Annotated in this window: 17 protein-coding genes; 5 read left to right on the top strand and 12 right to left on the bottom strand. The window is 61.9% G+C overall.

What is annotated here, in order from left to right; translation table 11 throughout:
- Nucleotides 1-41: 41 nt before the first annotated feature.
- The 9 genes from B5G03_RS04525 to B5G03_RS04470 all read right to left on the bottom strand — a co-directional run bounded on the left by B5G03_RS04525 (nucleotide 42) and on the right by B5G03_RS04470 (nucleotide 16,887).
- Nucleotides 42-5,666, bottom strand: a complete 5,625-nt coding sequence (locus B5G03_RS04525; RefSeq protein ID WP_140401636.1) for a fibronectin type III domain-containing protein — start codon at nucleotides 5,664-5,666, stop codon at nucleotides 42-44.
- A 337-nt stretch (nucleotides 5,667-6,003) separates the two neighbouring features.
- Nucleotides 6,004-7,143, bottom strand: a complete 1,140-nt coding sequence (locus B5G03_RS04510; RefSeq protein ID WP_242962287.1) for an anaerobic sulfatase maturase — start codon at nucleotides 7,141-7,143, stop codon at nucleotides 6,004-6,006.
- A 128-nt stretch (nucleotides 7,144-7,271) separates the two neighbouring features.
- Nucleotides 7,272-10,391 carry an isoleucine--tRNA ligase gene (gene ileS, locus B5G03_RS04505; RefSeq protein WP_087180566.1) on the bottom strand — a complete coding sequence of 1,040 codons (3,120 nt, stop codon included), beginning with the start codon at nucleotides 10,389-10,391 and terminating at the stop codon, nucleotides 7,272-7,274.
- 587 nt (nucleotides 10,392-10,978) lie between these two features.
- Nucleotides 10,979-11,638 (bottom strand): rubrerythrin, encoded by a 660-nt coding sequence (rbr, locus tag B5G03_RS04495; RefSeq protein ID WP_087180564.1) that lies wholly within the window; start codon nucleotides 11,636-11,638, stop codon nucleotides 10,979-10,981.
- 238 nt (nucleotides 11,639-11,876) lie between these two features.
- Nucleotides 11,877-13,631, bottom strand: a complete 1,755-nt coding sequence (locus tag B5G03_RS04490) for an NADH-dependent [FeFe] hydrogenase, group A6 (protein ID WP_087180563.1) — start codon at nucleotides 13,629-13,631, stop codon at nucleotides 11,877-11,879.
- Nucleotides 13,632-13,646: 15 nt separating this feature from the next.
- Entirely contained in the window at nucleotides 13,647-15,437 is a 1,791-nt protein-coding gene (locus B5G03_RS04485; protein WP_087180562.1) for an NADH-quinone oxidoreductase subunit NuoF, read from the bottom strand.
- Between the two features lie 16 nt (nucleotides 15,438-15,453).
- The gene (locus B5G03_RS04480; protein WP_087180561.1) at nucleotides 15,454-15,825 is read right to left on the bottom strand and encodes a (2Fe-2S) ferredoxin domain-containing protein; all 372 of its coding nucleotides are present in this window, start codon (nucleotides 15,823-15,825) and stop codon (nucleotides 15,454-15,456) included.
- A 9-nt stretch (nucleotides 15,826-15,834) separates the two neighbouring features.
- A complete protein-coding gene (locus tag B5G03_RS04475) occupies nucleotides 15,835-16,383 on the bottom strand; it encodes an ATP-binding protein (RefSeq protein ID WP_087180560.1) in 549 nt (182 codons plus the stop codon).
- Nucleotides 16,384-16,389: 6 nt separating this feature from the next.
- On the bottom strand, nucleotides 16,390-16,887 hold the full coding sequence (locus B5G03_RS04470; RefSeq protein ID WP_087180559.1) for an NADH-quinone oxidoreductase subunit NuoE family protein: 498 nt from the start codon (nucleotides 16,885-16,887) through the stop codon (nucleotides 16,390-16,392).
- 274 nt (nucleotides 16,888-17,161) lie between these two features.
- Between B5G03_RS04470 and B5G03_RS04465 the strand changes: the two genes are divergently transcribed.
- Genes B5G03_RS04465 through B5G03_RS04445 form a run of 5 tightly spaced genes read left to right on the top strand, consistent with a single transcriptional unit; the run spans nucleotide 17,162 to nucleotide 20,271 of the window.
- Nucleotides 17,162-17,515: a DRTGG domain-containing protein gene (locus B5G03_RS04465; protein ID WP_087180691.1), complete on the top strand. Its 354-nt coding sequence runs from the start codon at nucleotides 17,162-17,164 to the stop codon at nucleotides 17,513-17,515.
- The gene (locus B5G03_RS04460) at nucleotides 17,508-17,930 is read left to right on the top strand and encodes an ATP-binding protein (RefSeq protein WP_087180558.1); all 423 of its coding nucleotides are present in this window, start codon (nucleotides 17,508-17,510) and stop codon (nucleotides 17,928-17,930) included. The genes B5G03_RS04465 and B5G03_RS04460 overlap by 8 nt, the downstream gene beginning before the upstream one ends.
- 15 nt (nucleotides 17,931-17,945) lie before the next feature.
- Nucleotides 17,946-19,232 (top strand): [Fe-Fe] hydrogenase large subunit C-terminal domain-containing protein, encoded by a 1,287-nt coding sequence (locus B5G03_RS04455; protein WP_087180557.1) that lies wholly within the window; start codon nucleotides 17,946-17,948, stop codon nucleotides 19,230-19,232.
- Nucleotides 19,219-19,548, top strand: a complete 330-nt coding sequence (locus B5G03_RS04450) for a hypothetical protein (RefSeq protein WP_087180556.1) — start codon at nucleotides 19,219-19,221, stop codon at nucleotides 19,546-19,548. The genes B5G03_RS04455 and B5G03_RS04450 overlap by 14 nt, the downstream gene beginning before the upstream one ends.
- A gap of 33 nt (nucleotides 19,549-19,581) precedes the next feature.
- A complete protein-coding gene (locus B5G03_RS04445) occupies nucleotides 19,582-20,271 on the top strand; it encodes a PHP domain-containing protein (protein WP_087180555.1) in 690 nt (229 codons plus the stop codon).
- Between the two features lie 89 nt (nucleotides 20,272-20,360).
- Here the strand turns inward: B5G03_RS04445 and B5G03_RS04440 are convergent, their stop codons facing one another.
- From B5G03_RS04440 to B5G03_RS04430, 3 genes are read right to left on the bottom strand one after another with little or no spacing between them, the layout of a single operon-like run.
- Nucleotides 20,361-22,412 carry an oxidoreductase gene (locus B5G03_RS04440; RefSeq protein ID WP_087180554.1) on the bottom strand — a complete coding sequence of 684 codons (2,052 nt, stop codon included), beginning with the start codon at nucleotides 22,410-22,412 and terminating at the stop codon, nucleotides 20,361-20,363.
- Nucleotides 22,413-22,438: 26 nt separating this feature from the next.
- Nucleotides 22,439-23,605 carry an iron-sulfur cluster-binding domain-containing protein gene (locus B5G03_RS04435; protein WP_087180553.1) on the bottom strand — a complete coding sequence of 389 codons (1,167 nt, stop codon included), beginning with the start codon at nucleotides 23,603-23,605 and terminating at the stop codon, nucleotides 22,439-22,441.
- Nucleotides 23,605-25,158, bottom strand: a complete 1,554-nt coding sequence (locus tag B5G03_RS04430; RefSeq protein WP_087180552.1) for a phytoene desaturase family protein — start codon at nucleotides 25,156-25,158, stop codon at nucleotides 23,605-23,607. Before B5G03_RS04430 ends, B5G03_RS04435 begins: the two co-directional genes overlap by 1 nt.
- Between the last annotated feature and the right edge of the window lie 2 nt (nucleotides 25,159-25,160).

Raw genomic sequence — 25,160 nt, 5'->3', positions numbered from 1 at the left:
ACTCCTTTATGCTTGGCCCCGAAGCGGGGCTGTGCCAATTCTTACTTATCCCCGGAAATGGTGATGGAGGGCAGGCTCTCGGGTACCTGCACCCATAGAGAATCGCTGACCAGACGCTGGCCCTGGTTGGTGAGGGCGTCGTCCACGCGGTAGAGCTCCACGCGCACCTGCTCGGGCAGGACTGCGTCGGGGCTGATCCAGTAGACCCAGCGGCCGTCAGAGGTGTTGCCCAGATCGCCCTCGTCCGGAACCGGAGCCAGGATGATCTGCTCGGCACTTCCTTCGCCGTTGTCGCCGTAGCCCACGATCTTGCCATCCTGATCGTAAACGATCACGGCGTTGTAGGCCGGGTTGCCCTTGTACTCGCCCACGAAGATCACGGAACCGGCCGGGATAAAGCCGTCGGTCTGACCGCTCTGCTCGTAGAGGCCCTGATCGTAGATGTAGTCCTCCGCCAGGGTGCCGATGCCGTCCTCAAACAGCTCCACATTGTCGCCGGTGGGACCCAGCACATCCAGCTCGGTGATGCTCACGGTCTGCGCGCCCTTGAAGATCAGGCGCAGCGCGGTGGCGCCGCTGGTGCGGATCCAGCCTTCGTCGTTCACCGCGTACACGGTGGTTGAACCGGCAGCCTGCAGGCTCTCCACGCTCACGGGCACATCCACCCACTGGCCGTTCTCCTCCAGCTGCAGCGCCAGAGTACCCGCGGGAACCTCGCCCGCGCCGCTCATCAGGGTGAACTTGAAGCCGGTCACATCCAGCTCCTTGCCGAACTCAACCTCGATCATGGGGTCGCTGCCCTCGGAGGCACCGGTGTAGGTGGTGCTCAGGCTGTTGTCGAAGGCCAGACCAATGGCGGACTTCACGGTGGCATGGTCATGGGCGCCGGGGTTAAAGCCGGCATCCGGGTCCTGCTCGTCGTGGTCCACCTCGGTGTCCTGCTCAGAGGTCATGTTGGTGGTAACGGTCCAGGCGCTCTTGTCTTGGCTGCCGTCGTGGCTGATCTTGATCGCATCCAGAGAAACCGCCTGGGCGTAATCCAGGTACTGGTCCACGGGAACGATCTGGTAGGTGAAGGCACGGTTGTTGATGGTGGTCACCGTATCGGTGAAGCTGGCCGCGCCGTTCTCGCCCGCCAGCACGAAGCCGACGGTCTCATTGTTTTCCTTGCCGCCGGAGATGGAGATGCGGTTGATCTCGTAGCCCAGCAGGCTCTGGGAAGCATTCTCGGGGGTGATGGTCAGGCTGACCTGGTTCTGGGCCAGACCGTTGGCGCCGTTGCCCTGGGTCAGGGTCACGTTGGCAGCACTGATTACGCTCTGGTCCTTCAGGCTCTCGCCGCTGGGCTTCTGGATGCGGTAGCTCTGGGCCGAGTCGTTCACATAGTAGATGGCACGGGTCTCGGGCTCAAACTGGCTCACATACTGGGTGGTCTCATCGCTGGCCACCAGACCCCAGCGCAGGAAGAACTCGCTCAGGTCCTTTTGGGCGGCCGCACTGGCCAACCGGATGATGTTCTGCTCGGAACCGCCGTCCAGCTTCAGGGCAACGCCATTGGGCGCGGGTGCCTTGGAGGGAGTGCGGGAGTAGGTATCAACCCGGGCAAAGAACAGGTTGTCGAAGACCTGCTGCTGGGTATCAAAGGTCTTGTAGGGGTAGTAGTTGTCGTAGGCCAGGCGCAGCTGCCAGTACATGGCCAGCTGCAGGAACACGTCGCTGGCGCGGCCGATGGTGCCGCTGGTCACCTTGTCGTACACGGCATCGTAGCCGAAGCGCACACCGCTGGTACCATAGGTCGCCAGCTGGGCGAAGTAGTTGTTGGTCACCTCAGCGATGACGTAGCTGAACTGGTTGATGTCGTGGCCGATCTCGTGACCGATGCCCCAGCCGAACAGATCGCCGGACAGGTAAGCACCGTTCTCGTCGGCCTGCAGGGTCTTGCCCTGCACCACACCGGGCACAGAGCCCCAGCCGATGCCGATGTGGTTGCCAGCCGCATACATGAAGGCGCCGGCAAACATGCGCATGTAACGGATGTTCAGATGCTGGCTGGGCACACGGTTGATGGCCTCAGCAGCGTTTTCGGTCAGGCCCTTGTGCTGGTAGAACAGCTCCATGGTCTGATCCATGGCCAGCATGGAGTCGTTCAGGCGCTTGGCCTTCTCGGCGGTGGTGCCGCTGCCCAGACCCGCCAGCACCTGCTGGGCGGACAGGGAGAACAGCATGTGGTCGCCCATCAGCTCGGTGGCGCCCAGGACGCACTCCTCTTCGTTGTACGCGTAGTTCACGTTGGCATTGCTGCTGCCGGCATGCTCCTGCTCGTGCCGCTGCTCCAGACCGGCCACATAGGCTTCCAGCTCTTCCACGTACTGTTCGGTCAGAGCCAGACGCTGGGCCTCATCCTCGATGCCGTACAGATCCAGCATGGGGATGGTGGTACCGCCCGCCACGCGTACGCCGTACTTGCTGGTTTTGTTGCTGGCGGCGTAGTACACATACAGGGAACCGCCGCGCTCGAAGTCCTTGCTCACGATGGCAGGGATGGTGAAGGTGTTCTCGCCCACCTTCAGCCGGCCGATCTGCTTCATGAAGCTGCCGGACTCGGCATTGTACTGGGTGGCGACCAGGTACAGATCGGTGTTTGCGCCGCTCTGCAGATCCGGGTTGCCCACGTAGATGGTGATCTCCTCACCGGCAGCGGCGGTCACGCCCAGGGGCTGCCAGGGGTTCAGACCGGTGAAGCCCAGGCTGCCGTCCGCATAGCCTTCCACGTTGGCGCCCATGGCCTTGACGTGCTGCACGGGGCGCAGGCTGCTGCTGTTGGCCAGCAGGTCGGCCGCGGTGTCCAGCTCGCGCTTGAGCTGGGTGTAGTTGGGATGCAGCTCGTTGCTTGCTTCATCGGGGGTATTCAGACGGGTGTACAGCGCGTCGATCACGCTCTTGTCCACGTCCTCCCGCAGGGTGGTGTGGTAATCATCCGCATACAGGGCCATGATGTCTTCGTAGATGCTGTCGTAACCGTAGAAACGCAGCTCGCCGATCTTCATGGCGCGGGTCCAACCGGTGTTGGTGCAAATGTGAATCTGATCGGTGGTGATTTTGGCGCCGAAGTCGATGTAGATATGACGGCGGCCGTTCTCATCGGTGCGGGCGTTGGTGCGCAGGCCGGTGATCTCCTTCAGGGAGTCGGTCTCCTGGTCACGGTACCACACGCGGATGCTGTTGATCGCGCCGTTCTCCGGCTCGGCAAGCGCCATGGCGCCAAACTCGTAAGCGCCGTCAAAGGTGATGCGCAGGCCGCGGTTGCTGGTGTTGCCGTACATCACACCGTCATCCCAGTCGCCCACGTAGTAGTAGGAGGACTGGTCGCCGTCCACCACGCCCAGGCCGCTGTTGGTGCCGGCCTCGTCCAGCGGGCTGTTCACCATCATATTGGCGCCGCGCATGGTGGTCACGCTCTGGATGTGAGCGGTGAGCTGACCCGCACCGCTAGAGGTGTTGATCAGTTTGTAGGAGGGCATCCAGGCAGGCTGCAGGCTCATGGCCTTGGCCAGCGCCGGAATGGCGTTGGGACCGTCGCCCAGCTCGTTGGTGCCGTATACGGTGACCTCATACTCCACATTCTCTTCCAGATTGTCGATCTTGTAGCTGTTGGCAGCGATGTTCTTGGCCGCCACAGTATATTCCGCGTTCGCATCGCTCTTTTTGCGGTACAGAACGGTGTAGCTGTCGGTGTCGTCCATATCCTTCCAGTGCAGGCTGATGGAACGGTAGCCGCCGCTGGCCTCCAGATTATCGGGGGCAGCGGGCTTCTTCTCCACCACCGGCTTCACGGTGATGGGCTCGCAGTAGCCGCTGGACCACTCGCCGTTCAGGGACTGAACCCGCACGGTGTAGTCCTGGCCGTTGACCAGCTTGCTGCCGTTCAGGCTGTCCACCAGAAGCTGGTTCGCGGTGGTGCGCACGGTCGCGGTCACATTGCCGGTGCCGTTCTTCACAGGACCGGTGATCTCGACCTCGTAGGCGGTCACGTTCACGGCGGGCTTCCAGGTCAGCAGGAAGGCCTTGTCGGAACCGGTGCCGCTCAGTCCGGTGGGGATGTCCAGCTCGGGCTCGGGGATGCGGTTCTCCATGCCGTTCAGGAACTCCACCTTGGAGATCTCGGCCAGATTGTTGCTCTGGGTGGCGGTGATGGTCAGGGTGATCTTCTTCACCGCGACCTGCTTGCCGAAATTGATCTCCAGGGTACCGTCCGCCTTGCGGGTCGCGGTGGCGGAGGTGGTGAACAGGCTGAACAGAGAGATGCCGCGGGCCTTCTGGTCCTCGATCTTCACATTGATGGTCTGCTCGTCGCCGTTCTCGTCCACATAAGTAACGTCAACGGTACCGGCGGTCACCGCGCCCTCGCTCTCGGCGGGAGCCTGGATGGTCATGCCGTCCATCTTGGGCAGCTGGTCCGCGGTCACAGTCTCGTCATCGCCGGCGAAGTTGAAATCCACCGCGATGGGGTTCTGCTCGCTGATCTCGCCGGTGGTTTCCAGCGTTACGCCGCCGCCCTCACTCACCAGATCTTCCAGGCTGCCGCTGGTAACGATAACCTTGTCGTTTACCTCAGGCTTGGCAACATTGTCGGCCACACGGGTCTGCACGGTGGAGTACACATCGCCCACCTGGGCCTGATCCTCGGTCAGGTTGGCGGCCAGCAGCTGCAGGTCCGCCAGCTCCACCTTACCGCTGCCGTCCAGGTCGGCCAGGCCGCCCTGAACGCCGCTCTGGATGGCATTCACAATGGCATCGGCGTCGGACGCGCTCAGCACGCCGTCGCCGTCCGCATCGCCCACACGCAGCACACCGGGATGAGCGGCGCTGCCGTAGCCGGACAGCTCGCTGGTGTACAGGGTCAGCTCGCTGTACATGTTCTGGCTCACTTCCAGAGACTGGCTGTAGCTGGCAAAACCGGGAGCAGAGATCACTACCTGGTAGCTGCCTGGCTCAAGACCGGTGCCGCTGAGCTTTACCTGAGAGGCGCCGCCCTCGCCGTTCCGGGTCAGGGTGCCGCTGGTCTGCGCCACGTTCTCACCGTCCCGGTAAAGGGTCATGGTGAAGCTCACGTCCCGCTTCAGCGCCATTGCCGCGCTGATCACAGCGGTCACGCCGCCGTTGGGGGCAGCCTCAACGGGCTCCTCCACAGCGTCCTGGGCTTCCTGCTCCTCTTCTTCCTCCAGCAGCTCGGCTTCCTCCTGGGAAGCGGCTTCGCTGGAGACGGTCTCCTCGGAAGCAGCTTCTTCCGAGTCGGCCTCACTGGAAACACTCTCATCGGAGGCAGCCTCGCCGGAGGTGCTCTCGTCGGATTCGGTCTCCTCGGAAGGAGTCTCGCTGGAAGCGCTCTCGTCGGAGACGGTCTCCTCAGAGGTGGTCTCCTCGGTAACGGCTTCGTTGGAAGCGCTTTCGCCGGAGGCGGCCTCGTCGGTCACAACGGATTCGGGATCGGTCTCGTCCGGCTGCTGGCTGGCAGGCTCACCGGTTTCCTCTTCGGAACCGGGCTGCACCTGCACCACCGATACGCTGCTCTCAGCGTCCATGGCCGCCACCGCAGGCAGAAACGCCTGGGAGGCAACGGTAGCCATCATGGTGAACGCCAGCAGATAGGCAATGATCGATTTCATGGTTCGATTGCTCATCCTTTCGTTGGAATTTCTCCATAGATTATCTATGCTTATCCCCAGCCCCCGAGGGAGCCTGGTTCTCTCAGCAGGGTTTATTATATCAGTCACAAAAAAGTTTTTCAATATTTTTATTTTCAAAATCGTTACCAAGTCGTTTTTTCAGCTTTTTGCAACAAAACCTTGATTTTCCAGGCAAATATCCGGCATAATTTCCACAGAGCTAGTAGAATTCAAACCGGTCATCCCTCGCCAAAAAAGTCACAAAACCAAGGTGCTTTGTACCTTTGAACAAAAAAGACCGACTTTTCGCGGTCAGGCGAAAAGCCGGTGTTTAAAATCAGCGCCGCCCCTCTTGCAGCATGCGGCTCAGCTGCTGCAGCCTGGGGAAGGCATATTCCAGAAAGCCCTGGTAGGCGGAACAGAACACATTGCGGGGATCGAGCCCTGTGACCGGCTCCCAGTTTCGGCGGCAGCCGCCCCGACACAGGGCAAACCATTTGCAGCCCTTGCAGCTTTCCTTGATGCGGGCGGAGGTCTCCACAAAGGCCAGCTCCTGACGGCGGCGCTCGATGGTCTCGAAATCATCGGTCACAAGATTGCCCAGCCGGTATTCGTCCAGCATATAAAAGTCGCAGGGATAGACGCTGCCGTCCGCCTCCACCACGAACTGCCGTCCGCATACTCCGCGCATCTCACAGGCTTCGGGCATCTGCCCGTTCAGAATCGCCAGCAGATTGAAGAAGTAGCGGTTGTATTGCAGATCGCCCCGCACCGCCTGCTGGTACCACTGGTCGAACAGCAGCTTCAAATGCTGCTCAAAGTCCTTTGCCGTGAGGGAGTAGGGCGTCTGCGCTCCCTCCTCCCAGGGGTCCAAACAAGGGATGTACTGCTGGTAGGCAAACCCGTTGCGCTGGAAGAAGCCGTAGATCTTGCCGGTGCTGCGGGCCGCCTGGCGGGTGACCACCGTCAGGATGTTGAACTCCACCTTGTGCTTTTGCAGCAGCTGGATGGCGTGCATCACCCGGTTGTAGGTCCCCTTCCCCTGCGCGTCCACCCGGTTGGCGTCGTGGATGTCCTTGGGGCCGTCCAGTGAGATGCCCACCAGAAAATGATTGCGGGCAAAAAATTCCGCCCAGGCCTCGTCGATGGCGTAGCCGTTGGTTTGCAGGCCGTTTTCAATGACCACCCGGTTCACGTTCCACTTTTTCTGAAATTCCAGCGCCTGTTCAAAAAACGAAAGGCCTGCCAGCGTAGGTTCGCCGCCCTGATACATAAAATTACAGCTGCCCTCAGCAAACGCCAGCACTCGTTTTATGATGGCTTCCAGCGTATCCTGCTGCATGATGCCGTAGCTTTCGGTGGTTCGGTGCGCCATCTCATCTGCGTAAAAGCAGTAGCGGCAGCGCATATTGCACAAACCGGAGGCAGGCTTCAGCATTACAGTGATCGGGGGCATGGGCGGTTCCTCGCTTTCCATTCATTGCTTTCTATTATACTCCACCGGCAAAATCCCGCGCAAGCTGCCGGGCAAAAAAGCCCGCCGCTTCGGAATCTTCCAAAGCGGCGGGCTTTTCCTTATTTATATAGGAGATGCGGGCAGAAAGCTTAAACCTTCTTCACGCCCAGGGTGACGGTCTCGCCGTTCACATCCCACTCCTTCACGTAGCCGTCGGTGCTGCCGGTAACCACAGCGTCCGCCAGAACGTCGGAGGCGATGGATTCCTTGTTGGCTTCCATCAGAGCGGTGATCTTGTCGTTGCCCATGGCGTAAGCGGTGATGTGGTCCTCCACATTGAAGCCCGCTTCCTTACGCATGGTCTGCAGCTTGCTGACCAGCTCGCGCACGAAGCCTTCCTCCACCAACTCGGGGGTGAGCTCGGTGTCCAGCGCAACGGTGACCTTGGCATCCTCCACCGAGAAGTACCGCTCGCTGCGGGTCATCTCGATGAGCAGGTCCTCTTCGCCCAGCTTGATCTCGCCGGTGGAGAGGGTCAGGGTCAGAGTGCCGGTCTCGTCCAGCTCCTTCTTGGCGGCGGGGCCGTTCAGGCCTGCCAGCAGGTTGCGGATCTCGCCCAGCTGCTTGCCGTACTTGGGTCCCAGGGTCTTGAGCTGGGGCTTGAAGGTGTAGTTGGTGAACATGGACATATCGTCGGTGAAGGTGACCTTCTTCACGTTCAGCTCGTCCTCGATGATCTCCACGTAGAACTCGCCCAGCTTTTCGTCGGCCTTCACGAACATCTCGGCCAGGGGCTGGCGGTTCTTGCGGTTTGCACCGTTACGGGCGGAGCGGCCCAGCACAACGATATCCAGCACCAGCTCCATGTCGCGCTCCAGATCGGCGTCCACAAAGCTCTCGTCCACCACGGGGAAGTCGCACAGATGCACGCTTTCGGGAGCGGACTCGTTCACGCTGCGCACCAGGTTCTGGTAGATGCTCTCGGCCATGAAGGGGATCATGGGAGCTGCCGCCTTGCAAACGGTCTCCAGAGCGGTGTACAGGGTCATGTAGGCGTTGATCTTATCCTGCTCCATGCCCTTGGCCCAGAAGCGCTCACGGCTGCGGCGCACGTACCAGTTGGACAGATCGTCCACGAACTCCTGCAGGGCGCGGGCTGCCTCGGGGATGGCGTACTGAGCCAACTCGGCATCCACGGTCTTGACCATGGTGTTCATCTTGGACAGAATCCAGCGGTCCATGACGGACAGCTTGTCCTTCTCCAGGGTGTACTGGCTGGGATCGAAGTTGTCGATGTTGGCATACAGGATAAAGAAGGCGTAGGTGTTCCACAGGGTGCCCATGAACTTGCGCTGGCCCTCCTGCACGGCCTTGCCGGAGAAGCGCTTGGGCAGCCAGGGTGCGCCCGCGGTGTAGAAGTACCAGCGGATGGCGTCGGCGCCATAGGTGGCCAGAGCGTCGAAGGGATCGACCGCATTGCCCTTGGACTTGGACATCTTCTGGCCGTTCTCATCCTGCACGTGGCCCATAACCACAACGTTCTTGAAGGGAGCCTTGTTGAACAGCAGGGTGGAAATGGCCATCAGGGAGTAGAACCAGCCGCGGGTCTGGTCCACGGCCTCGGAAATGAAGTCGGCCGGGAAGCGGCTCTCGAACACTTCCTTGTTCTCAAACGGATAATGGTACTGCGCGAAGGGCATGGAACCGGAGTCGAACCAGCAGTCGATCACTTCCGGCACGCGCTTCATCTGCTTGCCGCAATCCGGGCAGGTGATGGTGACCGCGTCGATGTAGGGGCGGTGCAGCTCGATGTTCTCCGGGCAGTTGGGAGACATCTTTTTCAACTCCTCGATGCTGCCGATGGAGTGACGGCAGCCGCACTCACATTCCCAGATGTTCAGCGGGGTGCCCCAGTAGCGGTTGCGGCTGATGCCCCAATCCTGCACGTTCTCCAGCCAGTCGCCGAAGCGGCCCTTGCCCAGAGAGGCGGGTACCCAGTTTACGGTGTTGTTGTTGCGGATCAGATCGTCCTTCACCGCGGTCATCTTGATGAACCAGGAGTCTCTTGCGTAGTAGATCAGCGGGGTATCGCAACGCCAGCAATGGGGATAGCTGTGCTCGAAGACGGGGGCGCTGAACAGCAGGCCACGGGTCTCCAGGTCGATCAGCACTTCCTTGTCGGCGGTCTTGCAGAACATGCCGGCCCACTTGGTCTCCTTGGTCATGCAGCCCTTGGCGTCCACCAGCTGCACGAAGGGCAGGCCGTACTTGCGGCCCACGTTGGAGTCGTCCTCACCGAAGGCGGGAGCGATGTGAACGATGCCGGTACCGTCGGTCAGGGTGACGTAGCTGTCGCAGGTCACATACCAGCACTTCTCCTTGGGAGAAACGAAGTCGAACAGGGGCTCGTACTCCTTGTACTCCAGGTCCTTGCCCTGGTAGCTCTCCAGCACGGTGTAGCTGCCCTCACCCAGCACGGTGTCGGCCAGAGCCTGGGCGATGTAGTACACGGTGCCGTTCTCGTTCATCTTGACCTTCACATAGGTCTCAACCGGGTTCACACACAGAGCCACGTTGGAGGGCAGGGTCCAGGGGGTGGTGGTCCAGGCCAGGATGTAGGCGTCTTCGCCCTTGGCCTTGAACTTGGCAATGGCGCTGCGCTCCTTCACATCCTTATAGCCCTGGGCAACCTCATGGCTGGACAGGGGGGTTCCGCAACGGGGGCAGTAGGGCACGATCTTGAAGCCCTTATACAGCAGGCCCTTTTCCCAGATCTGCTTCAGAGCCCACCACTCGGACTCGATGAAGGTGTTGTCGTAGGTCACGTAGGGGTCGTCCATATCGGCCCAGAAGCCGACGGTGCCGGAGAAATCCTCCCACATGCCCTTGTATTTCCAGACGCTCTCCTTGCACTTCTCGATGAAGGGCTCCAGACCGTACTGCTCGATCTGCTCCTTGCCGTCCAGACCCAGCAGCTTCTCCACTTCCAGCTCAACGGGCAGGCCGTGGGTATCCCAGCCAGCTTTGCGGGGCACCTGATAGCCCTTCATGGCACGGTAACGGGGGATCATATCCTTAATAACGCGGGTCTCCACATGGCCGATGTGGGGCTTGCCGTTGGCCGTGGGGGGGCCGTCGTAGAACATGTAGGTCGGCCCCTGCTTGCGGGAATCGATGCTCTTCTCAAAGATGTGGCGTTCCTTCCAGAACTTGAGCACGTCCTTCTCGCGGTCAACGAAATTGAGATTCGGGTTTACTTTCTCGTACATCTTAAATCTCGTCCTCCTTGTTTTTCCGTCTTTTGAACGGAACGTGAGGCATTTCTGAAAACAAAGAAATGCCCATATTTTTCGCAGGAAGTGCGAGGCTGCAAGGCAAAAAGCGCAGGAATCCTTTGTGGATTCCGAGCATTTTTAACGCAGCAGCCCCCACTGCCTGTAGAAAAAGATGAAAATTTCGACTTTTCAGAAAGCCCATACAAAAACAACAGAAAAAGCCTTCGCCCCTGCAAACAGGGCGAAGGCTTTGCGCTTTCGTTGTACCACCTATTGCTGTGTACCATCATACACGCTCCCCATAACGGAGGGATGCCGGCGGCGCCTACTGTGAGTTCAGCCCGCAGCTCCGGAGTGATCTTCGGCGAGGTGCTACTGGCGCGGGGCTCACACCCTCCCCCGCTCGCTTGGTCGTTCACACCGGGCTTACTGTCTCCATCACAGCTGTTCTCTGTGTCTTTGCTATCAGTTACACTTATATCATATGCGGCGGCAAAAGTCAAGGCAATCCCGCATAATTCCGAGTGGTGGAGCGCGCTGAAAAGGCCGGGGCAGCACGGCCCCGGCCTTTTGGGATTTATTTAGTAATTCTCGCAGCGCATCTCGAAGAAGCTCTGGGCGTAACCGCAGACCGGGCACACCTCGGGAGCCTTCTTGCCCATGACCAGATGGCCGCACACACAGCACTCCCACATGGTCAGCTCGCCCTTCTCGAACACCTGCTGCATCTCCACGTTCTTCAGCAGACGGCGGTAACGCTCCTCGTGGCTCTTCTCGATGGCAGCCACCTTGCGGAACTTCTCGGCCAGCTCGGGGAAACCTTCCTCTTCGGCGTCCTTGGCGAAGCGGTCGTACATATCGGTCCACTCGTAGTTCTCACCCTCGGCGGCAGCCAGCAGGTTGTCGGCGGTGGTGCCCAGGCCGCCCAGGGCCTCGAACCACAGGCGGGCATGCTCCTGCTCGTTGCGGGCAGTCTTGCGGAAGACCTCGGCCAGCTGCTCGTAGCCCTCACGCTGGGCTACCTGAGCAAAGTAGGTGTACTTGCCGCGGGCCTGGCTCTCACCAGCAAAAGCTTCGCGCAGGTTCTGCTCGGTCTTGGTGCCGGCATAGCGGCTGCCGCTCTTAGGCTCCTCAATCTTCTCAAACACCGAAGCGGGCTTACGACAGCGGGGGCAGGTAAAGTCCTCGGGCAGGGGGCCTTCATGAATATAACCACATACAGTGCAGCGCCATTTTTCCATTGTCATTTCCTCCATATTTCTTAAATGATTTTGGCAAGCATCGCCTGACGGCTCATGCGGTGCTGCCGCTTGATTCTTTCAATATTTCGTTGGTGGGCTTCGTTTCCGTGGCTTAATGATAACACTTCCTATTTATACTGTCAACCCCTAAATAGGAATTTTTCTCATTTATTTTTTTCAGGGCGCCCTCCGATACAAAAAGCCCCCGCAGCAGAGCTGCAGGGGCCATTCAAATCTTTTAGAACAAACGGGGGCGCGGAGCGTAGCTGGTATGCAGAATGCGGTGCGCCTTTTCGCTGCCCGGCTCGCCCAGAAATTCCGCGTAGACCTGCTGGACCAGCGGGTTCTCGTGGCTGCGGCGCAGCACACTGGCCTCGTCCTGGTCATACAGGGCTTTGGCCCGCAGGGCGCGGATGTCGGTAAAGTTGCGCACCGGGGCGGGTTGGATAGGCTGGCCGCCGCCGTTCACGCAGCCGCCGGGGCAGGCCATGACCTCGATCATGTCGTACTGCTTTTCCCCGCTGCGCACCATGTCCAGCACCTTGCCCGCGTTGGCGGTACCGCTGACCACGCAGACCCGCAGGGTGAGCCCGGCCACCTGGTATTCCGCCTCCTTGATGGCATCGGTGCCGCGCACCTGCGTGAATTCCACCGTCTCCACCTTTTCGCCGGTGAGGGTCTCCACCGCGGTGCGCAGAGCTGCCTCCATCACGCCGCCGGTGGCTCCGAAGATGTGGCCCGCACCGGTGGCCTGGCCCATGGCCGGGTCGAAGTCCTCATCCGGCAGGTCCAGGAAACGCAGGCCGCTGCGGTGGATCATCCGGGCCAGCTCACGGGTGGTGATGGCCACATCCACATCCGGGATACCGTCGCCCGCGGCACTCTGGTCCGGGCGGCCGATCTCGAACTTCTTGGCGGTGCAGGGCATCACCGACACGCAGAAAATGTTTCTGGGGTCCAGACCCATCTTTTCGGCGTAGTAGGTTTTGCTCAGCGCGCCGAACATCTGCTGCGGGCTCTTGCAGCTGGACAGATTCGGGATGAAATCCGGGTGGAAGGTCTCGCAGTATTTGACCCAGCCGGGGCTGCAGCTGGTGATCAGCGGCAGCTTGCCGCCATTCTTCACCCGCTCCAGGAACTCGTGGGCCTCTTCCATGATGGTCATGTCGGCGGCAAAGTCGGTGTCGAACACGCCGTCGAAGCCCAGGCGGCGCAGCGCCGCCACCATCTTGCCCTGCACATTGGTACCGATGGGCAGGCCGAACTCCTCGCCCAGGGCGGCGCGCACGCTGGGTGCGGTCTGCACCACCACATGGCGGGTGGGATCGTCCAACGCAGCCCATACCTTTTCGGTGTCGTCCCGTTCCAACAGGGCGGCGGTGGGGCAAACCGTGATACACTGGCCGCAGCCGATGCAGGTGGAGTCCGCCAGCTTGCCCTCGAAGGCACATGCAATGTGGGTATTGAAGCCGCGTTCCACCACATTGATCACGCCTACGCCCTGGTTCTCGGCGCAGGTGGAGATGCAGCGGCGGCAGATGATGCACTTGGAGCTGTCCTTCACCAGATGCAGGGCGCTATCGTCGTCCTGCCGTTCGGGCAGAACGCCCTCAAAGGCATTGGATTTGTCCACGCCGTACTGCTTGCACAGCCGCAGCAGTTCACAGTCGCCATTGCGCACGCAGCTCATGCAGTCCTGGTTATGGATGGAGAGGATCAGTTCCAGATTCATCTTGCGGGCGTTCTGCACCCGCTTGGTGTTGGTGAATACCTCCATGCCCTCGCTCACCGGGTAGACGCAGGCGGGCAGCAGGTTTTTTGCGCCCTTTACCTCCACCACGCAGACCCGGCAGGCGCCGTTCACCCGTTTGATCTCCTTTAAGTAACAAAGGGTGGGGATGGTGATGCCCACTTCGTGGGCTGCTTCCAGAATGGTGGAGCCCTCCGGCGCCTGGCAGGGCACATTATTGATCTTTAAGTTTACCATATTCATTGCCGTGTGCCCTCCTTAGCCTTTGCTGATGGCGCCAAAGCGGCAGATATCCATGCAGGCGCCGCACTTCACGCACTTGTTGGTGTCGATGCTGTGGGGGTTGCGCACACTGCCCATGATCGCGTCCGCCGGGCAGTTGCGGGCGCACAGAGTGCAGCCGCGGCACTTGTCCGGGTCGATCTTGTACACCAGCAGCGCCTTGCAGACGCCCGCCGGGCAGCGTTTGTCCTGGATATGAGCCAGGTATTCCTCCCGGAAATACTTCAGGGTGGACAGCACCGGGTTGGGCGCGGTCTGGCCCAGGCCGCACAGGCTGTTGTTCTTCACGAACTCGGCCAGCTCCTCAATACGCTCCAGGTCCCGCATGGTGCCGTTGCCGCTGGTGATCTTCTCCAGCAGCTCCAGCAGCCGCTTGGTGCCCACCCGGCAGGGGGTACACTTGCCGCAGCTTTCGTCCACGGTGAATTCCAAAAAGAACTTGGCGATGTCCACCATGCAGGTGTCCTCGTCCATAACGATCAGACCGCCGGAACCCATCATGCTGCCGATCCTGCTCAGGGAATCGTAGTCGATGGGAGTGTCGATCAGCTCGGCGGGGATGCAGCCGCCGGAGGGGCCGCCGGTCTGGGCCGCCTTGAACTTCTTGCCGTCCGGGATGCCGCCGCCGATCTCCTCCACGATCTCCCGCAGAGTGGTGCCCATGGGAACCTCCACAAGGCCGGTGTTGTGGATCTTGCCGCCCAGGGCGAACACCTTGGTGCCGGGGCTGTTTTCGGTGCCCATGCTGCGGAACCAATCCGCCCCATTCAAAATGATCTGGGGAATGTTGGCGTAGGTCTCCACGTTGTTCAGGATGGTGGGCCGGCCGAACAGGCCCTTCTTTGCCGGGAAGGGCGGACGGGGCCTGGGCTCGCCCCGGTTGCCCTCGATGCTGGTCATCAGGGCGGTCTCCTCGCCGCAGACGAAGGCGCCCGCGCCCAGCTTGATCTCGATGTCAAAGTTAAAGCCGCTGCCGAAGATGTCCTCACCCAGCAGGCCGTAGTCCCGGGCCTGGTTGATGGCGATCTGCAGCCGCTTCACCGCGATGGGATACTCCGCCCGCACATATACATAGCCCTTGTCGGCCCCGATGGCATAGCCTGCGATGGCCATGGCCTCGATCACCGCATGGGGGTCGCCCTCCAGCACGCTGCGGTCCATGAACGCGCCCGGGTCGCCCTCGTCCGCGTTGCAGCAGACGAATTTTTTCACCTTGCCCCGGTCGGCGCAGGCCAGCTGCCACTTGCGCCCGGTGGGGAAGCCGCCGCCGCCCCGGCCCCGCAGGCCGGAATCCAGAACCGTCTGGATCACATCGTCCGGCGTCATCTCGGTGAGCACCTTGCCCAAAGCCGCATAGCCGTCGAAGGCGATGTATTCGTCAATGTTTTCCGGGTTGATCACGCCGCAGTTGCGCAGCGCCACCCGCTTTTGTTTTTTGTAGAAGCCGGTCTGGTCCAGGCTCTTGATCCGCTCGCCGTCCACCGTTTCGTCGAACAGCAGGCTGCGCACCGGACGGCCCTTGAGCAGGTGCTCGGTCACGATCCAATCCACATGCTCTTCCTTTACCCGGCTGTAGAAGCTGCCTTCCGGGTAGATCACCACGATGGGGCCCAGGGCGCACAGGCCGAAGCAGCCGGTACGTACCACCTTGACCTCGCTGTCCAGCCCGTGGCGCTCCAGCTCCCGTTCAAAGGCCGCGGCAATGCGGTCGCTGCCGGACGAGGTGCATCCGGTGCCGCCGCAGATCATCACATGATTTCTGTACACTGTGCCGCGCCCCCTTTCACTTGGTCAGCGAACCGATGATGTAATCCTGCACCGGCTCGCCGTTCATCAGATGGTGATGTACCATGCGGATGGCCTTTTCCGGGGTCATCTTCACATAAGTCACCTTCTCCTTGCCCGGCTCATACACCTCCACCACCGGCTCGTACTGGCAGATGCCGATGCAGCCGGTCTGGGTGACCTGCACACCGGCCACGTTCTCCCGGGCCAGCTCCTCCACGATGGCGTTCAGCACCGGTCTTGCACCGGCGGAGATGCCGCAGGTGGCCATGCCCACCACCACACGAATGGTATTATTATCGCTCTCGCGGGTATTCACGGTCTGGCGCATCCGGTCCCGGATGGCCTCCAGCTCTTTCAGACTTTTCATGGGTTCGTTTCACTCCTTTTCCAGCAGGGGGGCGCTGTTTTCCTCGATGTATTCCCGGAGGAACAGCGCCACTTCGGGCTGTGCCAGAGACACATCGCCCAGGATCTGTTTGATCTCGCGGCTGCTCACCGCGAAGCTTTGGTCGTTCACATGCAGCTCGTAGCAAAAATCCCGCTCGGGGTTTGCCTGCATCAGGGCGGAGATGGTGCCCGCCATATCGCCCAGCGGGGGGCGGTCAATGTGGGAAAGGCCGAACCAGGCGGTGACCCGTGTTCCCTTTCCCGGCTCGCTCTCGATGGCCACGTCGCCTCCGGTGAGCTGGGCGGTCAGCCGCAGCAGCGGCAGGCCAAGGCCCACCTTCCGGGTGGTACGGCTGGTGTAAAAGGGGTCCAGTGCCGCCCGAGCCTGTTCTTCGGTCATGCCCCGGCCGTCGTCCTCCACGGTCAGCTCCAGCCGGTCGGCGGCGGTGTCCATCCTTAGAAGGATACGGGTGTTTTCCGCCCCGGCAGCCACCGCGTTCTGGGCAATGTCCATCACATGCATGCTCAGCTCCTGCATAGCCGCTTACTCGTACTTGGCCAGGATGGCGTCCAGCTCGGCGTCCTCACCGGTGAGGCGGCCGTATACGTCGTCGTTTACCATCATCACCGGGGCCAGACCACAGGCGCCCACGCAGCGGCAGCTGTCCAGGCTGAACTTACCGTCCGGCGTGCATTCACCATCGCCGATGCCCAGCTTCTCCTGCAATTTTTCATACAGCTTGCCGCTGCCCTTTACGTAGCAGGCGGTACCCAGGCAAACACTCACCCGGTAGCGGCCCTGGGGCGTCAGGCGGAACTGGGAGTAGAAGGTAGCCACACCGTAGACTTCGGCCAGCGGGATGCCCAAGGCATCTGCCACCATACGCTGCACCTCAATGGGCAGGTAGCCGTAGATCTCCTGTGCCTTCTGCAGAGCGGGCATGGTCACGCCGGGCATGTCCTTGTGCTGGTCCAGCCATTCGGTAAGCTGCCGCTCCTGTTCGGGGGTCCCTGCGAAGGGCAGGGTGGAAAAACGCCTCATGTTGGGTATCCCTCCGTTTTCTGTTTTTTGGGGTTGCGGGGCCCACTGATTCTGTGGGAGCACCCGCGCTCGATGTTTTCTCAGTGGTACCATTGTAACATAGAAACGGCTGTTTTCCTATAAGTTTTGCATAGTTTCATAAATAATAACAGAAAAATAACTGTGCAATTTTTATTCAACCTGACAGGGCAAGATTTGCCGCAAAGCATTGCCCGCCCCGCCCTTTTTGCCGTATACTGAAAGAAGAAAACCCATGGAAAGGGGCGAGACCGCCATGACCATTCAGGACATTCTGCACCTGCTTCCCGCAGAGCTGCTCACACCGAACGCCCGGCTGGACACCCAGGTCCACAACGCCTGCGGCAGCGACATGATGAGCGACGTGCTGGCCTTCGTGAAGAACCAGGCCGTGCTGCTCACCGGGTTGAACAACCCCCAGGTGGTGCGCACCGCCGACATGATGGACATGGTGTGCATCGTGTTCGTGCGGGGCAAGCGCCCCTCGCCGGAGGTGCTGGAGCTGGCCGAGCAGCGGGGCATCGCCGTGCTGGCCACCCAGCGCACCATGTTCTCCGCCTGCGGCATTTTGTATCAGGCAGGCCTGCGGGGAGGTGGCGGCCATGACTGAGCCCATCCGGCTGGAATACACCGTGCCCGGCGACGATTTCACCCGCGCCGGGGAGGCCTCGGCGGACCTGAAGCACACCTTAAAGCGAATGGGCTTCCCGCCTGAGGCCATCCGCAAGGCATCCATCGCGCTGTATGAGGGCGAGATCAACCTGGTCATCCATGCGGGCGGCGGGCAGATCTTTGTGGAGCTCACCCCCGAGGCCATTCAGATGCGGCTGGAGGATGAGGGCCCCGGCATCCCGGACATCGCCCTCGCCATGCAGGAGGGCTACAGCACCGCCTCGGAGCAGGTGCGCAGCCTGGGCTTCGGGGCGGGTATGGGCCTGCCCAACATGAAGCGCTACAGCGACGAGTTTTTCATCGAATCCCAACCCGGTCAGGGCACCACCATCCGAATGAACGTGCTTCTGTGAGGAAAGGTGGCCGTCATGAAACAGGAATTCATCCATTCCGTGACCCTGAACCGGGCCTTATGCAAGGGGTGCATCAACTGCATCAAGCGCTGTCCCACCCAGGCCATCCGGGTGCGGGGCGGCAAGGCCATCATCGACCCGGCCCGCTGCATCGACTGCGCCGAGTGCATCCGCATCTGCCCCCATCACGCCAAGACCGCCGCCGCGGACCCACTCTCGGTGACGGAGCGGTTCGACTATACCATTGCCCTGCCGCCGCCCAGCTTTCCGGGCCAGTTCAACCGGCTGCCCGGGCCGGATCTGGTGGTGGACGGGCTGCTTGCTCTGGGCTTTGACGAGGTGTTTGAGGTGGGACGCGCCGCCGAGCTGGTGAGTGACGCCACCCGCCGCCTGATCACCGCCGGGGGCCAGCCGCTGCCCCTGATCAGCAGCGCCTGCCCGGCGGTGGTGCGGCTGATTCGGGTGCGCTATCCGGACCTGCTGCCCCATTTACTGCCGCTGGCCCCGCCGGTGGAGGTGGCCGCCCGCATTGCCAAGCGGGACGCCGCCCGCCGCACCAGCCTTGCGCCGGAGCGCATCGGCTGCGTGTTTCTCTCCCCCTGTCCGGCCAAGATCAGCTATGTGCGCAGCCCCTTGGGGGTGGAGCACAGCGCCCTGGACGCGGCGGTGAGCATCAAGGAGATCTACCCCCGTATGCTGTGGGCCATGAAGCAGACCCCCAGCGAGGGCAAAAGCCAGATCGGCCGCGCGGGCGTGCGCTGGGGCGAAAGCACCGGCGAAAGCATCAGCCTGCGGGTGGTGGACGACTACCTGGCGGCGGACGGCATTGAAAACGTAATTCGGGTGCTGGAAGATCTTGAGGATGAAAAGCTGCCCGGCCTGCGCTTTGTGGAGCTGAACGCCTGCGCGGGCGGCTGCGTGGGCGGCGTGCTGCAGGTGGAGAACCCCTTTATCGCCAAGGCCAAAATGAAACAGCTGCGCCGCGGCCTGCCGGAGGCCCGGTCCCGCCTGAGCAGCCGCCAGGTGCCGGACTTCATGAGGTGGGACGCGCCTCCCGTCTATGCTCCGGTGATGGAGCTGGAAGGTACCCGGGCCGAGCAGATGGAGAAATACAGCCGGCTGCGGGCGATTCTGTCCCAGCTGCCGGGGCTGGACTGCGGCGGCTGCGGCGCACCCACCTGCGAGGCTCTAGCCGAGGACGTGGTGCGCGGCCGGGCAAAGCCGGAGGACTGCACCGTGCTGATGCGCCGCCGTCTGGAAGAGCTTTTACAGGAAAGGAGCCGGAGCGATGACCAATCTTGAACTGGAAAATCTGGGCTTTGCGCCCGCCGGGCCGGTGGCCGAGCATGAGGTGACCGGCGGCTTCTGCTGCGACCTGCTCAGCTGGGCCATGAGCCGCTGCACCGAGGGCAAGGTCTGGTTCACCGTGATGGGCAACATCAACACCGTAGCGGTGGCCAGCCTGGCCGACGCGGCGGCGGTGGTGCTGTGCCAGGAGGCCGCCTGGATGCCGGACGCGCTGGAGCGGGCTGCCCAGCAGGGGGTGGCCCTGTTCACCACCGACCTGCCCGCCTACGAGGCTGCTCTTGTTCTGGCCCGCAAGCTGGGGCAGCTGTAAGCATTCATCAAAACCAAAGGGAGGTGACCGGGCATGCGGTATGACCTGCACATCCACTCCTGCCTTTCCCCCTGTGCGGACCGGGAGATGACCCCCGCCACCATTGCGGGGCTGTGCGCCCTGAACGAGGCCGATGTAATTGCCATCGCGGACCACAACAGCGCCCGGAACCTGCCCGCTGCGGAAATCTGCTGCAAGGCTTATGGGGTGAAGCTGCTGCCCGCGCTGGAGGCCAACACCGCCGAGGAGATCCATCTGCTGTGCTATTTTCCCACGGTGGCGGCGGCGCTGGCCATGGGCGACACCCTGTACGAGAGCCTGCCGGAATTTGACTGGAACCCGGACATCTGGGGCCCCCAATGGGTGATGAACGAGGACGACGAGATCATCGACCAGCCCAAAAAGCTGCTCACCGCAGCCGCCGGGCTGACACTGGAAGAGACCGCCCGTCTCTGCCGGGAGCTGGGCGGCGTTCCGGTACCTGCTCACATCGACCGGGACAGCTATTCCCTGCTGAGCGTGCTGGGTCTCTGGCCCGAAGAGCCGGAGTTTTCGCTGGCGGAGCTGGCCGACCCGGACCGGGCTGCGGCGCTGACCGCCGCCGGGCTGGTTCCCCCGTCGCTGCCCTTTCTCACCGGCAGCGACGCCCATTGCCTGGAAGCTCTGCGCACCGAATTTCCCTTGCTTGCGCCGGACTGCCCGCTGCGCTCGCTTCTGAAATAAAAAGAAACAAGAAAACGATCCCCCCGGGGCCGGCGGTCTGCCGGATTCCCGAAGGGATCGTTTTTACATTTTAATGCAGCGCGGTTTGATTACAGCCGCTCGGCCACCTTCCAGGCCTGCCAGATCACGGTGCGCAGGTTGCCCACCTTGCAGGCATCGCCGATCACATGTACATGACGGCCCTTGGCAAAAGCCGGGGCCGGGGTGTAGCCCACGGCCAGAATCACATCGTCCGCTGCCAGGGTCTGGCTTGCGCCGTTCTTGCCCTTCACGGTCACACCATTGGCGTCGATCTTCTCCACGCTGCTTTCCAGGTGGACTTCTACCCGGTTGGCCTCGAAGAAGTCCCGCAGGTAGGAGGAGTTGGCCAGGCACAGGCCGCGCACCGCCATCAGGTCGTTCTTGGCCTCCACGATGACGGGGGTCTTGCCCTTGCGGTACAGATCATAGGCGATCTCGCAGCCGCTCAGGCCGCCGCCGATGATGACCACACGCTGGCCCACCGGCTTGCCCTCCAGATAGTCCACCGCGTCCATGGCCCGGTCCGCGCCGGGGATGGGCAGCTTGCGGGCAGCCGCGCCGGTGGCCACGATGACCTCGTCCGCCTTGAGCTGGGCAAGATCGGTCACGTTGGTGTTGAACTTCACCGGAATCTTCAGCTGCTCGATCTGGCGGCGGTACCACTGAATCAGCTCCTTGTCCTTCTCCTTGAAGTCCGGTGCGGCGGCGGCGATGAACACACCGCCCAGACGGTCGGTCTTCTCGTAGATGGTCACCTTATGGCCCCGCAGAGTGGCGATGCGGGCGGCCTCCATACCGCCGATGCCGCCGCCGACCACCGCGATGGTCTTGGGCTTCTTTGCGGGCAGGATGTCGTATTTATGGCCCTGCATGGTGGTGGGATTCAGCGCACAGCGGGCCATGTGCAGCACGTCGTTAAAGTCCTCGTCGTTGGCCACGCCCTTGTAGTGAGCCAGGGCGAAGCAGCCGTTGTGGCAGCAGATGCAGGGCTGAATGTCCTCTTCCCTGCCCTCCTTCAGCTTGGTGACCCAGGCGCCGTCCACCAGGAACTGCCGGGCCACACCCATACCGTCGATCTGGCCCGCGGCGATGGCCTGCGCACCTGCCTCCGGGGTCATGCGTCCGGCGCAGACCACCGGGATGTCCACAAATTTGCGGATGTGGGCCACGTCATCCAGGTTGCAGTTCTGGGGCATGTACTGGGGCGGATGGGCCCAGTACCAGGCATCGTAGGTGCCGTTGTCCGCGTTGAGCATGTCGTAGCCGGCCTCCTGCAGGTACCGGGCTGCCCGCTCGCTCTCGGCCATGTCGCGGCCCACCTCGGTGTACTCCTCGCCGGGCACCGCGCCCTTGCACAGGCCCTTGGTCTTGCTCAGCACCGAGTACCGCAGCGAAACCGGGTAGTCCTTGCCGCAGGCCTTTTTGATGGCATGCACCGTCTCCACCGCGAACCGGTAGCGGTTTTCAAAGCTGCCGCCGTATTCGTCGGTGCGCTGGTTGGTGTAAGGCAGGGTGAACTGGTCCATCAGGTAGCCCTCATGCACCGCATGCACCTCCACGCCGTCCACGCCCGCCGCCTTGCACAGCTTGGCGGTCTTGGCGAAGGCCTCCACCAGCTGGTGGATCTCCTCCTTGGTGATGGGCCGGCACATCACGTCCTCGGCCCAGCGGGAAGGCAGCTCACTGGGAGACGCGCACAGGAACGAGGCGTCCACGATGGGCTTGGCCAGGGTGCCCAGCGCCTTGTTGCGCAGCAGGATGCTCAGATGGTCAGTGATGGCAAAGCTGCGGCCGAAGCCGGCGGTGAGCTGCACGAACAGCTTGGCGCCGGTGGCATGGATCTGCTCCATGTAGGCCTTCAGCTCCTTGAACATGCCCGGGTTCTGATACAGCCACCGGCCGCCGATGGGGTCCCGCAGAGGGGCGATGCCGGGGATGATCAGGCCCACGTTGTTGTGGGCGATGTTCAGAAAGAACTCCGCCGCCACCTTGTCGAAGTGGTTGGGTTCCATCCAGCCGAACAGCGAGGTGCCGCCCATGGGGCACATCACGATGCGGTTTTTCATCTCCACATTGCCGATTTTCCAGGGGGTGAACAAGGGTTCATAACGCTGATCCATTGGGATGATTCCTCCTCTTTTGTTGCTCAGTAGGCCACCGGCACGTCGATCTCCATATCGCTCAGCGGGTAGGTCACACAAGGGTGGATGAAGCCGAACTTCCGGTCCGCTTCCCGGCGGCCGTCCCGGCCTTCGGCCACATGGTATTCACCGGCCAGCCACTTGCTGTGGCAGAAGCCGCAGCCGCCCGCCCGGCACTTGTTGGGGGCGTTCAGGCCCGCCCGCTCCATTGCGGTGAGCAGGGTCTCGTTCTGCATGGCGGGAATGGTGTACACCTCGTCCCGCATGTGTACGGTCAGGGTGAACTTGGCGGGATTCTCCACCGACAGGTCGCCGCAGCAGCCCGCGTCCCGGTGGACCGCCTTTTTCGGCAGGCCGTAGGGGGCCAGCTCCTTTTCCACAAAGTCGTACATGGCCTGCGGGCCGCACAAAAAGAAGGTGCTGGCGGCAACATCCGCATACTGTTCCATCAGCTTGGCGGTCACAAAGCCCTTTTCGCAGCCGGGGCACTCCTCGTCGCTGAGCACGTAGACCACCTTCAGGCTCTTGCAGCGGGCGGTCAGCTGGTCCAGCTCGGTCCGGTAGGCCAGCTGGTCCGCGGTGCGCGCGCCGTAGAACAGGGTCATCTGGTAGTCCTCATCCCCGTCGGCCAGGCTGGAGGCCATGGACATGAAGGGGGTGATGCCGCTGCCGCCCGCGATGCACACGATGCTGCGGCTGTCCCGCAGGGTCTCGTAGTGGAACTCTCCGGAGGGCTCGGTCATCACAAAGCGTTCGCCCACCTGGGCCTTCTGGGTCAGATAGCCGGACACAAAGCCCGCGTTCTCCACCGCCAGCACCAGCTCGCCCGCCAGGGCCTGCCGGGGACTGGACACGATGGAATAGGGGCGGCTGACCAGGCTGTCGCCGATCTTCACCTGGATGGAGGCGTACTGGCCGGCCCGGAAGAAGGAGAAGGCCTCGCCGTCCACCCGGCGGAAGGTCAGCTCCCGGATGGTGCCGGTCAGGGGGCGGGCGGCGGTCAGCTCCACCCGCATGTAGCCGGGGTGCAGCTTCTTCGCCAGGGTGTTGGTGCGGTATTCCTGCGGCAGCGGGGTGTTGGGGCCTTCCGCCAGCATCTTGCGGCGGTTGGGCACCAGCTTTTTAAACCGCAGCATATCCATAAAACCAAAAGGCTGTTTCTTGAAATTCATTACGCCTTCGCCTCCTTCTTCAAATCGCCCACCGTTTGACGGCCGGACAGATCACCCGACACATACGCGCTGGAGTAGCCGCTGGAGCGCATGGCGTAGCCGCCCGCGAAACGCAGGCCGGGGCTCATCAGCGCATCCTCCTTCATCATCATCATGCGGGGCATCAGGCTGTCCCACTCGGCGGTCTCATAGCCGTAGATCACGCCCTCGGGATGGCCGCAGTAGCGGGCGTAGGTGGTGGGCGATGCCACGCAGATCTCCTCGATGGCATCCCGTATCTTGCAGCCGGTCTCCCGCTCGAATACCCGGATCATATCGTCAGCCACCCGGTCCTTGGCCTTGAAGTAGTCCTCCTCGGTCACGTTGCCCCAGTCGTCGGACATGAACATGGTGGTGAAGTACATCATGCAGGTGCCCTCAGGGGAGCATTCCGGGTAGGCGTTGTTCAGGCACACGGTAGCCTGCACGTGGTTGGTGCTCACCTTGCGCATCAGGTCGTACTGCTTCACGGTGTCGGCGGTGTCGTAGATAAAGTAGTTGTGGCTGGTGATGCCCAGCTCCTCGGCCGAGCGGTTCAGGCCCAGGAACAGGCTGAAGCCGCGGCCCGCGAAGGTGCGGCTGTTGGTGGCGCGCACCATCTGCTCGGTGACCGCCTTCTTCTCCAGCATCTTGCCGAAGACCAGGTGCGGCGAGCAGTTGGCGATCACGTGGCGGGTCTCGATCACCTTACCGTCGGTCAGTTTCACACCGCGGATGTGGCCCGCGTCGTCCGCCAGAATGGTCTCGGCCTCGGACTGGTACCAGATGTCGCCGCCCAGCTCCCGGATGCGGGTATCCAGCGCAAGGCTGATCTCGTGGGAGCGCATCTTGGGCATCCAGGCATCCCGGGTGATGTAGCGGATGACCATGGAGCCGTAGTGCAAAAAGCTCATGCGGTCGCAGTCCACACCCAGGTAGCACCAGTAGGCGTTCAGGATGTCCTTGGCCTTTTCGGGCATTTTCAGCGCGTCCAGCACCTGATTCACCGAGTAGCTGCCCGCCTTGATGAAGTTGGGGAAGTTCTTCTTCATATACTCGGAGTCGGTGTTGCCGTTCACCGAGTTGGAGTAGGTCTGAGCGTCCCGCACCTCGTTGCACAGCTCGAAGAACTCGGTCATGGACTTGCGGCTGCCGGGACAGTATTCCTCCATCTTATCGATGAAGGCCTGGATGCCGAAGGGCATCACGCAGTTGTATTTTTTGTCGGTGGTGATCAGGTGGTAGGCCTCGGGGATGCGCACCCAGTCGATCTTGTCCTCCACGCCCAGGCTGCGGAAGAGGGTGCGGATGTCGCCGGGGTCCTCGGCGGAGCCGAAATCGTTCAGCTCGTGCAGGCTGGCCTCGAACTCGAAGCGGCCCCGCTTGAAGCTGGTGGCGAAGCCGCCGGGCAGGTTGTGCTTTTCCAGCAGCAGGCAGGAATAGCCCGCCTGCAGCACCCGAATGGCTGCCACCAGGCCGCCGTTGCCTGCGCCGATGACCACCACGTCATAGGCCTTGTTTGCATTTGTTGCCATAG

It is taken from the genome of Gemmiger sp. An50 (genome assembly GCF_002161595.1).
GTDB lineage: Bacteria > Bacillota > Clostridia > Oscillospirales > Ruminococcaceae > Allofournierella.
Note: the sequence above shows the minus strand (reverse complement) of the source record. Positions and strands in the feature narration are given on the sequence as shown.